7 protein-coding genes are annotated in these 13,186 nt (G+C 47.4%); 1 reads left to right on the top strand and 6 read right to left on the bottom strand.

The window, feature by feature from the left end:
• Positions 1 to 179: 179 nt before the first annotated feature.
• The 6 genes from ACR2PX_RS11850 to pseF form a co-directional block, all read right to left on the bottom strand.
• Positions 180 to 1,970: a hypothetical protein gene (locus ACR2PX_RS11850; RefSeq protein WP_433999565.1), complete on the bottom strand. Its 1,791-nt coding sequence runs from the start codon at positions 1,968 to 1,970 to the stop codon at positions 180 to 182.
• Between the two features lie 43 nt (positions 1,971 to 2,013).
• Positions 2,014 to 2,835 carry an OmpA family protein gene (locus ACR2PX_RS11845; RefSeq protein WP_433999564.1) on the bottom strand — a complete coding sequence of 274 codons (822 nt, stop codon included), beginning with the start codon at positions 2,833 to 2,835 and terminating at the stop codon, positions 2,014 to 2,016.
• A 313-nt stretch (positions 2,836 to 3,148) separates the two neighbouring features.
• Positions 3,149 to 9,688, bottom strand: a complete 6,540-nt coding sequence (locus tag ACR2PX_RS11840; RefSeq protein ID WP_433999563.1) for an autotransporter outer membrane beta-barrel domain-containing protein — start codon at positions 9,686 to 9,688, stop codon at positions 3,149 to 3,151.
• A gap of 447 nt (positions 9,689 to 10,135) precedes the next feature.
• A complete protein-coding gene (locus tag ACR2PX_RS11835; protein WP_433999562.1) occupies positions 10,136 to 10,327 on the bottom strand; it encodes a hypothetical protein in 192 nt (63 codons plus the stop codon).
• A gap of 230 nt (positions 10,328 to 10,557) precedes the next feature.
• Positions 10,558 to 11,640 carry a pseudaminic acid synthase gene (pseI, locus tag ACR2PX_RS11830; protein WP_433999561.1) on the bottom strand — a complete coding sequence of 361 codons (1,083 nt, stop codon included), beginning with the start codon at positions 11,638 to 11,640 and terminating at the stop codon, positions 10,558 to 10,560.
• A 234-nt stretch (positions 11,641 to 11,874) separates the two neighbouring features.
• Positions 11,875 to 12,567: a pseudaminic acid cytidylyltransferase gene (pseF, locus tag ACR2PX_RS11825; RefSeq protein WP_433999560.1), complete on the bottom strand. Its 693-nt coding sequence runs from the start codon at positions 12,565 to 12,567 to the stop codon at positions 11,875 to 11,877.
• A 381-nt stretch (positions 12,568 to 12,948) separates the two neighbouring features.
• On the opposite strand from pseF, the gene ACR2PX_RS11820 reads away from it, so the two are divergent.
• Positions 12,949 to 13,089, top strand: a complete 141-nt coding sequence (locus ACR2PX_RS11820) for a hypothetical protein (protein WP_433999559.1) — start codon at positions 12,949 to 12,951, stop codon at positions 13,087 to 13,089.
• Positions 13,090 to 13,186 lie beyond the last annotated feature (97 nt).

The raw sequence follows: 13,186 nt of genomic DNA, 5'->3' as shown, positions 1-13,186 counted from the left end.
AAGCCTGATTTGGCCATTTTTTATGATTCTTTTCGTTGAATAGCTCGCTATTCGCCTCAAATAATCATAAAAACTGTCTCAAACCGGACTTTTCCTCGCTACGGTCGGCTAAGTCCGACAGACTCCTGGCGAGTCTTATATCATGGCACTTAGCTTTTCGCCACGAAGAGTTGAGTGGGTCATGCCATACCATTCATCTTCAGAAATTTCTCCAGAACAGCTTCCTGCATTCTCAGATAGTGGAAGGCTACTGTAGTGTCACCTGTCTCGGGGTTTGTCAGCATGGTTTCCATGGCGCTGTTGATTCGTTGACGGCAGTCCATAAGGAGCTGTGTGTCATTTTCTGAGAAGACTCTACTGGGCAATGTGGCACCGATGGCGTACTGGTAGCAATGGTTTCTGAAGCTTCTCATCGTGTCTTTGAACTGGTCCAGAGCTTCCTTGTTTTCAAACCCAGGTGTTCTCAACAACTCCCGATTGATCTGTTTGTAATCGTCTATCTGGCAACGATCGACATGCATGGTTAGGGTTGGATCATCAAGCTCAGGCTTTTTTATAAAGTCTGAGTCTATGCTCGCTCCCCTGCTGTTTCTTAATACCAGGGTTGGCAGAGGCGGGGAGCGAAGGTTGGCTTTTCTTTTGTGTAACTGTTGGTTGCGTGCCTGAATATCTTCAAGAGCCTCTGGTGTATCGCGTCTCTGGGTCATGATCTGTTTAAGTTCTTGTTCCAGTAACACCAGCTCATGATCAATCCGACTATGCTCGGCTCTTAAGTCGGTTAATTGCTGTTCGAATACCCAATGATGCAAGCGCGCTTTTTCAAGCTGAACCACCGCATGAGTTTTAAGGTTTCCGAAAGGTTGGATCTGATACTTGTTAGTACTCAGCAAGGCAGGGTGTCGCTCTGCTGAGGATTCTGTCATTGGGTTGTGTTTTTTGTTCGGTAAATCCTTTACGCCATGTTTGGCATAAAGTCGGGCTACTTCTGCCTGCAGCTGGTCATGATTTAATGGAGTGGGGGCTTCTGGTGCAGCTCCCCCAATCTGATCAATAAAGGCCTCCAATTCTGTCTCCAGCCTGTCTCTCAATGCTTGCATACTACTTAATTCCAGGCTTTCAACCAGCCCCTGATGCCAGTAGCCCTGTTCGTCCTGCCAACCCATGAGTTTTCCCTGAAACTGGTTAAGATAGTGCAGGTTGAGGGTATAATTTGGATCTATATTTTTTCGTAGGCAATGGGCTTTAAAGCCATCGTGGCCAGGTAAAAACCGCTCGGCCAATTGCTGTCTCTGTCCCAGTGCTTTGAGTTGAGCGGCCTGTCCAAGATCAGAGAGAACGACCATGTATTCAGTCACTGCCAGCTTTACCAATCCTGGAAGGGTGTCTGCTCTGGCCATCACACTCTTAACATCGTCACAGAATGCTTTTATTTCGTAGTAACCCTGAGCAGTGCCGTTACCTGTCAGGAAATCTCTGAGGTTGGCGGCTTGATGGTCAAAATTGCGGATAGAGACATCCAGTCCGGTTTCTCTTTTGATGGTTTGCAGGCCCTTTCGCAGTCTGCGGGTCTGCCATCTTTTGGCCCGTTTTAATGAAATATCTGAGCCTTCAGGTACTGCGCTGTTGCCAGGCATCAGTGCAGTCAGGATTTTTCGGGCTCGTGAGGGAGGTTCCGGAGATGTTTTGCTTTCTTCTCTGGCTTCAATAAATGGAAAGCGGGGGGGGAGTTCAACGCTGGAGACTTTATGGGCAGGCAGTGATTGATCGGAGAGTTCTTTGGCCAGAAGATAACCTTTGCTGGCAACAGGGCCTTGCAGGGTATCAAAGCCACTGGCGTTTCTTTCAGTCATTTTACGAACGGGGTGCTTGACCACCTCGGTTTTTTTTCCCCGAAATTTGGAAACAACGCCATCCTTGACGGTTCGGGCAAACCCGGACAATCCTTGATAAACGCTGGTTAAGATATTCATCTTGCCTTCCCTGGCATCTTGATAGTCCCTGAGGCTTATTGACTTAAATCCCGGTGTAAAGCTCAACTTTTCGATTGAGGGCTCGTCCTTCACGAGTGTCATTGTGAGCTTTTACAATACCTCCAATCAGGGCTTCTACCTGATCCGACTGGACTCCCTGGTCCACCAGATATTGTTTGACCGTCTCAGCCCGACGCTTGGAGAGCTTCTCATTGTATGTATCGACACCTGAGCTATCGGTATAACCGAAAGCTTTCAGTTTGATGTGCTTGTCTTCCTTCAGCCTCATAGCGACCTTGTCCAGATAAGCTTTGGCGTTGTCATCCAGGTCGGCTTTGTCGAATTTAAAGAGAATACTTCCCAGGTCTTGGGAGACAGGGCAACCTTTGGCATCCACTGGAACACCTGCTGGAGTGTCCGGGCACTGGTCCAGATTATCAGGGACTCCGTCGTTATCTGAATCCGGGCATCCCTCGGCATTCACCGCAACACCGGGAGGAGTGTTGGGGCACTTGTCCATTTTGTCAGGAACACCATCTTTATCGCTGTCCAGCGTACAACCAAATTCATCCACGCGAACACCTATTGGAGAATTGGGGCAACGATCTTTGCTGTCCTTCACACCGTCAAAGTCAGAATCACCATCAGAGGAGTAACTGCACAGCAACCCTCCTAATAAAGCACCGGCAACGGCTCCGCCAGCAGCGGCACCGGCACTTTCTATGGCACCAATGACACCACCGGTACCACCCCCGATCAGGGCGCATTGCCCCCAGCGTTTTATGGAACCATCGGAGGCACAGCCGGAAAGCAGTGCGACAAGCACAACAGGAATGGATAGCCGTAAAAGATCAGTAGTTCGCATTGCAGACTCCTCGATAATCAGCCAATGCAGGAGAGAGTCTCAGTATAGGCCAGCTGTGCGCCAGGTCATCAGTTTCACCAGTCTGGCAGCTCATGGCTATGATTGCAGTGGACGATTTGCCAGTGCCTCTGCCTATGACAATCGTCGTATGAATAGAATGGTTCCTTGTGAAGCGGTTGATATAATTCTGAACCTGGCAGTGATGGCATCTGGACGTTTATCTGTAATTAATCATGGCAAAAAAAGAGCGGTCATCTCTTGCGATGCCGCTCTTTTCTGTTTGCAGGAAAAGACCTTTGTTATTCAGGCTGACTCAGAATGCATAGCTGGCTCTGGCAATAAAGCCTTGAGCCTTATAGCTGTCCATCCAGTCGTAGGAATAACTCAGGGTGAAGGTCATATTGTTACGGATTGCCATGTCTACAGCAGCAGCGAACTGGTAACGGGTATCCTCTCTTTTGGCACCATGCACCAGAAAAGCATTACCGCCTTCAGCAAAATGTGCGGTCATGGTGACCGGATCATCCTTGAAGTCGTGGTATGCCATCAGGCTGACTTCGGGTTTGAAGAGCATGCTCTCTGCTTCGATATTGCCCAGCAGCTTGAGACCTGCTCCCAACTCCATAATTTCGTAAGAGTCACTTTTGATTTTGTCAAACAACAATATATCTGACTGTCCGGTACCACTCTTTTCCTTATAGTCATCTGGTTGGATATTGGCGTAGTTAAAGGCGACTTGTGGAATCCAGTTCCACTGGCCTGAATGACCCAGAGGTAGTTTATATCCGCCCAGTAAACCGACATCCCATGAATTTACATCGTACTGAGCCTTGATTTCGCTGCCCTGTACATAACGCTTGCCATCATTGTCTCCCCAGGTGTAACCGACATAGCCATCAATAAACATTGGACCCTGTTCAAAGGTGGAGTAAACACTGACGGTGTTGCCCTCGGTATCCAGCTTGCTGGTGGAACCGTCGGAACCTTTGACATTGCCTTCAGAATAGGTATAGGCCAGACCCAACTTGAGCTGTCTGTTCAGTTCGCTGTCGGCACCTATGGTGAAGCCACTGGTTTTAGCGGTATATCCTGAGTAATTATCTTTCCTGTCCTGACTGGCATCACTGTAGGCATATTGAATCCAGACATTTCCAGATGAGAACATGTCGCCAGCAGCAATACCGGTGCGAAGTCCGGATTGTCTGCTATTGATAGCATTTCCAGCCTGTCGCATAGCAGCCTGAGCTGAGCCAATAGATGCGCCGGACAGGTCAGGAGTCATCTGGTTGGCGATTTTGGCCACTTCAACCGGATTCTCATTTACCTGATTACATTGGGTTAAAGTCCAGGTGTTTAATGGGTCGCTGTCGTTTAGCTGTTGAGGGTTGCTGCCAGTGTTTCCCTTGGGGTCAACTGCAGTAGTAATAGCCCTGATTGCAGACTCATTGGCTTTGCCTGTTATGGCCAGGTCACTGATATAATGCCCCATGTCCATGTTACTGACAAACAGCTTTTTGGCAGCCAGCTGGGCATAGTAATGGGTATAACGCTGATTTGCTGCTTGCACATCCGGTGCTGCATTAATATCGGCTGCGGTGGCCTCCATCAACAGTTGATCCTGGTCTTTATTGATATCGTCCGGAATGTCTAGATAAACGACAGCGTCTGAACCTATTTCAATGTTGGTGGCCATGATGTAGGGAGTATCCCTGTCAGTTCTATTATCCATAGGGACTTCGAGGCGACCATCCTGCTTATACAGACCAGTTACTTCCAGAACGGATGGGCGGGTTGCAGGTAGTGTGGGCGTATCGGTGGGCGTATCGGCTGGAGAAGACAGAGTACCGCTTTTCTGGATATGAACCGTTGTATTGTTTGAGACTAGAGCCTGCCCTGGAGTAACCGCGACAGTTTGTCCGGTAGGCAAAGTCAGTTTGCCCGTCACATTGATGCTGCCCGCTGTCGCAATTGACGGAGCAATAAACTGAGTGTCTGTACCACTGAATGTCAGGGAATCCAGACCTTCTATGTTTCCTGTGATGATGCCTGATCCTCTAATTTCCATAGTGTCACCATAGCCCGAACGGGCTTTCACTTTATTGGTGATTCCGTCTTGCTGAACAATATGGATGGCGGGTCGGTCTGTGTTGTCTTGCAGATTAATGTTCTCAATCAAACCACTGGAAGTCACCGTGACTGTGGAGCCGAGCAGTGTGGAAACTGGTGGTTTGAAGGCCAGGGACAGCTTGCCGATAGACATTTCCAGAGTAGTTTGTGGCACGGTTGTTAACTCAGGCAGTACTACCCGCTTATTGATGGTGATGGAGGATGGGTCATAAATAGTGCCCGCTTGCCAGTCACTGGCAGCCACCTGAATTTTTTCAATATCTTTTACCTCTCCAGTCTGACCTGATTCAAGGACTAACTCATCACCTAAGCCGGGGCTACCGATAATTTTATCGATGCGGCCACCTTGTTGATGTACTACCAGTTTTGGGCGAACGGTATCTTTGTAATCAATGATTTTGACATGCCCTCCTTTACTGGTCACCGTCATAGTTGGCAAGCTGGCAAGAGCCTGACCTGACGGAGCGATAAACTCCGTCAGAACATAGTCTTGATCAGGTATCATAGCGAGCTCAGATGCTGAAGCAGGCGCTATTAGAGGTTTGTCCATAATTCGCTCAATCTCTGTGCTATCACCAATTTCAATGCCCTTAGGGTTAGAGAGTACTTTTGAACCCCAGCCCATACCCTCAAAGCCAAAGTGCCTGAAACCGTCGTATTCTGCAGGAGCACCGTTTTTAAAGACCAGAATGTCGTCTGCCCGACCTGTCACCTTGCTTGTTGTGGCCGTAGTACCATCGTGGACATAACGGATTCTGGGCCTGGTTCCGGTATCGGAGAAATTAGCCAGGGTGATCTTCCCTTTGTTGGTTAATACAAATTCACCATTGGCTGAGTTGAACTTGAGAGGCAAACTTTGTGCTGTCACACTGCCAGCAGCAGGCATTCTATATACAGTACCTATCTGATCGACACTGGCCTGTTCCTCCACAGTCACACTCTGCAAGTCCTCAGCAGCAGATTTAAACGACCATGTACCATTGAAAATATGCATGTTATCGGCGCTGCTGACCTTATTCAATTTCGCACCATCGCTAATATGTAACTGCTTAATGCGTTCAGAGCCTTCGATAGTGAGGGGAGTCTTAGCTGTATTCATGGAGAGAAAACTGTCCAGACTTTCGTAGTGTTCAGGCAGAACTGCATTGCCCACATGCACTTTCTGGAAAGGACTGTTAATTATCAGAGTCTTCGCATCGGTGATCGTGGTTGTGGCAGAAGCGAGTGGTGCCGATAATGCCGATTTTGCCGCACCATAAACTTCAACATTTTCCACGCCTTCAACGTTAGCCAGCATAGCACCTTCCCTCAGCTCCATAACCTTGGCGGAGCCAGTTACCGCGAGGGGGTAGTCCTGAGTGATAAAATAAAGGCTGTTGGTGAGTGGTACCGGAAAGTCTGTCCCTGACACATAGAAACGGTCTATATTGGCCTGTTTCTTGGCATCCAGTTTTCCGGCATTGACAAAGTGTCCTGCCTGCCAGTTTGGGCTCGCAACCTCAACCGTTGTGTCGCCCTGCAAGTGGCTGGTGGTGAGGTAACTGCCATTGGTCAGGCTGATTTTTCCAAGTGAGCCGAACTCGTTAACATCAATAGAAACCGGTTTGCCGGGCAGGGTTTGTATGTTGAGGTTACCTTTCCCTTTAGGCCATGCATTTAGATCAACACCAGAGCCAACCGTAATGACGTTGGCAGAACCCTGTTTGAATACCTCGACCTGATTCACCTGTGTAAACAGCCCGCTGGCTGTCCAGCCTTCGCCTTCATTCGCGTCACCAAACACTTTGATGGACTGGAAGTATTCGGTTCCCTTACCCAGGGTGCCTGCTAATAGGGCCAGGTCATCGTTGCGGGTTGAGGTGCCTTTGTATTCATTAACGGTTCCTCCACTTAATATCAAAGTGGTATCGGGGCGGTCGGGAAGAGTAAAGTAGATGGTGCCAACAGTATCTGCAGCCGTATTAAGGTAAAAATGTCCGGGCATGTTGTCTGAGAAATCCACCGACATGATGTTAGCATCTGTCTTTCCCAATGTGCTGCTGACACGTTTTGCCTCAATGGTCGAGAAGGTATAACTTCCAGGCAATAATCCCAGGTATTTCAAATCCTGCACAGAGTGGGGTACATTGCCGCTGGTGTATTCGAAACCGGAAATGTCAGTGTACTGACTCTTCTCAATGGCTTCCCCACTTTGCATTGAGATGATATCAATCTTTTCAGGATGACCCTGGATTTTGACGTCAGCATTGCCCCCGTCCTGAACGTACTTGAGGTTAGGGCGATCAGTGTCAGTGGAAAAATCCACGTTTTTTACCGAACCGGAAGTGCTGTTCGCGTTCGCGTTCGTGATCGTCACAAACTCATAGGGTTCGTAAGTTTTTTTGAAGGATAGATTGAGTGACCCGACCGAGGGAGCCCCTGACCCCAGAGCGATGGTGTCCACCGTGCCGCCGGGCTCTATATTGACCATGGCTGCATCCTCAACGCTATCGTGGGCTACCCAGTCAGAGCCCTGGATAACCAGAGACTCAGCGCCCTGAACCCGGCCAAAGTGCGCCTGGCTATACACTTCAACCGATTCGATCAGGTCTTCCCGGTCACTGCTAAAAGAGACGGGGACATCAAGATTATCTGCTGTCAGCCACAGAGTATTGCGTTTGCTGCTGATCATATCCATAGTGGCAGGATTGGCAAGCACTACTTTTCTGATGGCGTAGGGGCGGATATTGTCCGGGGTTTTCCCGGTTTCAGTGTGTATCTCCCTGACACCTGTGATGACAGCAGGTACACTCCACTTATCGCCGACATTATTGATGGCGTATAAATGGTCAACGTCTGTTATGCCATTTATAGTGCCTTTGTGGAGATGAACCTCGTCGCCTTTACCGGGCATACCCTTAATGCTTTCAGTTAATCCCATATGTTGAGCATATTTCAGAACAGGACGGTAATCAGCAGGGAGAGAGAAATCAACTGTTCCAACTGTCCCCCCCCTGTTAATCACTTTCAGGTCTTCCTGATTACGGTTTGTGAATTGCAGTGAGATTGTATTGTGTTTGTCTGTGCTGGTATCGATCCCTACGTTGTCCACCTTGCCCGAGATTTTGAGGGTGCTCAGATCTTTCACTGAACCGGACAGACTCCAACCAGATTTACTGTTAACAACAAGCTTGTCGACGCCTTCAACATCTTTTAACAGAGCCTTCCCCTGAATAAACAGGCTGTCTATTGTACCGTCTGTACCTTCCTTTCTTATAATACTAAGTGGCTCTGTGGCTGTGGCTGTGGCTGTGGCTGTGGCTGTGGCTGTTGTGAATTTCAGGCTTAATTGACCTGTCTCAGCAATTTTGTTGCTTGGTGGTACTTTATCAGAAACATAAACCTTACTCAGAGAACTGCCATTCTTAAGGGTGGTGGCGTCACTTATCCAACCATCCACCTTCCAGCCCGCACCTGATACATCGATAGTTGGGAAGCCTGCTATGTTGCCCTGAATATTGACTGGTCCGTTGGGGATAAGTGGCATAGGGTTTTCAGGTCGGATGTAAAGTGTATCGTCATAGCCTTCTCCTCCCTGAATATTTCCTTTATAGGTTCCCCCCTTTAGATAGACCGGGTATTTATAGGTGGCATTTTCGCACTCAATGGTATTGCCATTCTCGGTAGTTGTTTCAAGGTAAGTGCCTGGGTGGAAAGACAGCTTTTCTGTGTCTCCCCAAAAATCTTTGCTTGCAGCTTCTATATGAACAGGAACACCTGCGCCTGTGATGGTGCCGGTATGAACCAGCTCTTTTAAATCCTGATTGATTTTAATGCCATAAGTGCCAGCTTCCGTCTTTATGGTTCCATATTTATTATCCAGTACAGCCGCTGTTGAGATTTGACCATCAACCAAGCCATGCTCTGTCTGCATGCCAGAACTGCCTACTCCGTTGACCTCGATTATGCCCCGGTTGGTAATGCGAGATTCAGCATCCGAATCTCCCTTGATACCTGTGGCAAACATCCCTTTTACATTTTCTCCGTTGACTATTATTGTGCCTTCATTATCTGCGGAAGAGCTTGGAACAGAAGAGTCTAATTCTTCAGTCCTGCTATTCATGGCTGCGCCTGTGTTGCTTTCAAAGTCAATGGTTCCCCTATTGATCACTGTTGAGCCGGTCTTGGCATACATTCCAGTGACATAGCCACCCTGATCTGACTCCAATGCGTCAATGTTGATAAGGGCTCCCTGTTCGTTGATTGATGTCGCCCCAGACATTGTGTACATTGCTGTTGATGTTGGATACTGGAGCTGGCCACTTACATGCAGGGAGCCAAAATTTGTAGCTGTACTCTGTTTGCCCGTGACACTGATATACCTTGGAGCAGGCAGTGTGCCTGTGTCTGTGCTTTGCGTGATTTTTCCACGGTTCTCAATATGATTGTCATCCGTTTCATCATGTGTTTCGAGCAGATATAGTGAAGAGGTATCCGGGTCTTTATTTCCGTTTACCACCTCTCCCTCGTTAGTGAATTTTCCACCGTTTTTCACCAGAACGTTTTTGCCTACATTCATTACTGTGATTGAATCACCTGAACTTAAAACCTCGGCGGTTCCATTAATGGTCCACTGCTCACTGGGAGGTTTGCCCTCTTGACCTGTTGCCCAGCTCGACAAAACCGAGGCAATAGCAAATGCCAGTACACTTTTCGAATAGGTAAACGCAGTTGTTCTCTGACTCATTGGTACACCTGTATAAGTCATTATCTAGGAGCCTGTCGGACTTAAGACTATTTCGGCCTAAATTCCAGAAAGAACGGCCCAATTATTCGATGAATTCGATTAAATTAGGTCAACTATTCTTACGAATCCATCGAATAATTCGACTCGTTCTACTGAAATTTATGCTCGAAAGCATAAGTCCGACAGGCTCCTAGGCATTGGGTCCATGGCAAAAAAAAACGCGGCAGAAAAAAAACTAGAGGTTGGAGGTTTACTGTCGCGAAAAAACGAATTGACTCGTTGATTCAGATAAGTTGAATTAGAACTGTGCAGCATCTTAGAGAATGCAAAAGAAAATTTGAAATAATCTCTTTCTCTAATGAATAGCCTTGATAGAAGCAGATGATTTTAGGGGGGGGATTTCCCTGGAAAACGACACAGTTATCGTTTTCCAGAGTTAGAAAGTTGTCAGATCTGAGGCAGGTTGGTGTCGGTCTGAGAGAGAGGCTCTGCGGTGTATCCTTCGCAACTTACAGGGTCCTGATTCTGGTCTGCCAGAAGGGATATAAAGTATTCAGGGTAGCGAATGTCGTCTATGGCACTGACAGGGTGGGTAGCGTGTTCAAATAACTGGTTACTGTTGAGTCCAGAGTTATACATGATCGTCTTCCTTTACGATGCAGTTTTGTTTAAGGCTTTAAAAGCAGTAAAGTTTTAAAGCTGTAAAGTGTCTAATAAGTTATAATCATTGAAGTATTTCACTGTTCTCCGGTCTAAAATAATTACTATTAAGCCCTTACAGCCTTACAGCCTTACAGCCTTACAGCCTTACAGCCTTACAGCCTTACAGCCTTACAGCCTTACAGCCTTACAGCCTTACAGCCTTACAGCTACTTCTTATGTTCCCAGGACAGCGGAGTGCCTGCGGGAATATCGATGATTGCACTGGAGCCAATAAATTCTTCAAGATGACGAGGGTGCAGTCCATGAGCGGGTCGAACAGATCGAAGGTTTTCATGGTTAAACTCTTCTCCTGCCGTTATGTCTCTGGCTATATACAGTGAGCGACGATACTGGCGGTTGGTGGACTCACTGTCTTTTAGTGTGTAACCGGCTTGTCCAATAGCCTGCCAGGCTTGTTTGCATTCGCTGACGAGAGCTGAGAATGAATCGGGCTCCAGTGAAAATTGGGCATCAATGCTGTCATCCTGACGATCCAGTACAAAGTGTTTTTCGATCAGCTGGGCGCCAAGTGCCACTGCGGTGACAGCTGCAGTTGACTCTAATGTGTGGTCACTCAAGCCTAAAGGAAAAGGGTATCGGGATCTGAGGTCCGCAAGCGTGGCCAGGTTGCAGTCTTTGATGGGAGTGGGGTATCCACTGATGCAATGCAGCAGGCAGAGTTGTGTCCCTCCGGCATCAGCTACTGTTGTTACGGCTTCTTCAATTTCTTCCAGGGTTGCCATCCCTGTTGACATAATGATCGGCTTTTTGGTTTCACTGACTTTGCGAATTAAAGGGATATCAGTGATTTCAAAAGAAGCAATCTTGTAGGCAGGACAATGAAGGCTTTCCAAAAGTTCTACGGCGGTGGTATCAAAGGGTGATGAAAACAGAGTGATTCCACGTTTCCGGGCTCTTTTAAACAGAGCTTCATGCCATTCCCAGGGTGTTTGGGCTTCTTGGTAAAGGTCATACAGACTTCTGTTATTCCACAGACCTTGTGAAACCATGAAGTCGGGTGTTTTGACATTAAGGGTCATGCTGTCGGGTTTGAAGGTCTGGATTTTAACGGCGTCAGCACCAGAATTTGCCGCAGCATCAATAAGAGCAAGCGCTGTTTCCAGCTTTCCTCCATGATTGCCAGACAGTTCCGCCACAATATAAGGTGGTTGTTCTGGTCCTATCCTGCACCCGCTTATTTCAATACTGCTTTGAAACCCTGAATGGGGTGACACCACGGGAGATGACACGTTCTTTTTTCCGCTATAGGCATTGGGTAACAATGGTCGTCTCCATTGTTAGAGCAGTTAACGATTAACGTATCGGATTTCCTTTAGAGTGTCACTCTTTTGACGGTTATTATTTTTTGACGGTTTAAAGGGGGGGTGGAGGTCGGGCTGGTTCAGGGGAAAGTTTTTCCACAGGAGCCGTTATTCGATTCGTCTTTCTGTTGATGAAAGTTGGATTGAATAACAGCTATTAACTTACTTCTGTTGTTCAAGCAGGGTATGAAGGAGCTCTGCTTTTTTCCAGTCAGATTCGGTATCGATGTCCTGGGCGCATTCTTCCGGCAGAACAATAGAGTAAGTGTTGGGGCCAAAAAAAGGTTTTTGTTTTCGGAAGGCTTCAGCGGTCCCCCAATAGAACTGGCCGGCATCATGATAGGTTGTTTCAAAGTCCTGGGTCCGGGTGCTTGCATGCTCCGGATAAAGCATTTTAACGGTACCGTCTGAATGACGGCTTAAAGCTCGTTGAATTGGCGACTCGAAAGGAACTACCGGAAAGGCAAAATCGAATGGTTTCTGTTGAATAGCGAGGTAGCCTTTTTCCAGAACCGATTTTTGTATAAAGGGGGCTGTTGCATAAATACAACAGATATTGCTCAGCTGGGCACCTTGATCCTCAAACCAGTTCATAGCATGGTGAATAACCTCCATGGTGGTGGCCAGGTCATGGCTGTATTGCTCTGGACGAATGAAGGGAACTTCTGCACCAAAACTTTGGGCTATTTCAGCGGTTTTTTCATCATTGGTAGACACGATGACCTTATCTATAAACGAGGCATTTAATGCTGTCTCAATAGAGTAAGCAATGATGGGCTTGCCTTTAAATAGACGGGTGTTTTTCTCGGGAATGCGTTTTGATCCCTGCCTGGCTGGAATAATGGCAAGATTCATAGGCAGTGATCCCTGTTCTGGCCAAGTTTAGATTGAAAGCAGTCAGGGTTCTGGTTGATTGTTAAGTCGGCCAATTTCAAAGGCACGTTTATACGCCATCTTATAGTTTGGATAAGGTATTGTCGGCAGCCCAGTGTGATCTTTCATTGATAGGTATTGGGTGAACCTGATGGAATGCGGTGATGGTTATTATAAAATTCTTCAAACTGTCATCAGGCATACAAATTGCTCTCTTACTCTTGTGGTGGTCATGAAGTGAGCGGTTAGCAGTTAAATGCACTCTTCTTGTGCGGGTCTTGCACCAAAATGACGCCAGAACAGATGGATCTGCTAATACCAACTTTATCAGCTCAGAGCTGTTTAATTGCGGGACTACCTGACATGCAGGCACAAGATCTTCAGTTGAGTAAAAATGTGATCGACATGATGATGACGATCCGTCGACGAGTAAAGGCAGAGTTTGATGAGCGCTTGATGCTTTCGGATGCACAAATACTAGGAGCCTGTCGGACTTACCACTGACCTACTGCGAAAAAGCCGGATTTGGCCATTTTCTATGATTCTTTTCGTTGAATAGCTCGCTATTCGCCTCAAATAATCATAAAAACTGTCTCAAACC

Origin of the sequence: Endozoicomonas sp., from assembly GCF_051008435.1 — a bacterium.
Lineage (GTDB): Bacteria > Pseudomonadota > Gammaproteobacteria > Pseudomonadales > Endozoicomonadaceae > Endozoicomonas_A.
This window is presented reverse-complemented; position numbering and strand designations above follow the sequence as displayed.

Excerpts from the sequence above, each read along its gene's own strand:
- ACR2PX_RS11820 (WP_433999559.1), top strand. The coding sequence starts at position 12,949 with ATGCAGGCACAAGATCTTCAGTTGAGTAAAAATGTGATCGACATGATG.
- ACR2PX_RS11835 (WP_433999562.1), bottom strand. The coding sequence starts at position 10,327 with ATGTATAACTCTGGACTCAACAGTAACCAGTTATTTGAACACGCTACC.
- ACR2PX_RS11850 (WP_433999565.1), bottom strand. The coding sequence starts at position 1,970 with ATGAATATCTTAACCAGCGTTTATCAAGGATTGTCCGGGTTTGCCCGA.
- pseF (WP_433999560.1), bottom strand. The coding sequence starts at position 12,567 with ATGAATCTTGCCATTATTCCAGCCAGGCAGGGATCAAAACGCATTCCC.
- ACR2PX_RS11845 (WP_433999564.1), bottom strand. The coding sequence starts at position 2,835 with ATGCGAACTACTGATCTTTTACGGCTATCCATTCCTGTTGTGCTTGTC.
- ACR2PX_RS11840 (WP_433999563.1), bottom strand. The coding sequence starts at position 9,688 with ATGAGTCAGAGAACAACTGCGTTTACCTATTCGAAAAGTGTACTGGCA.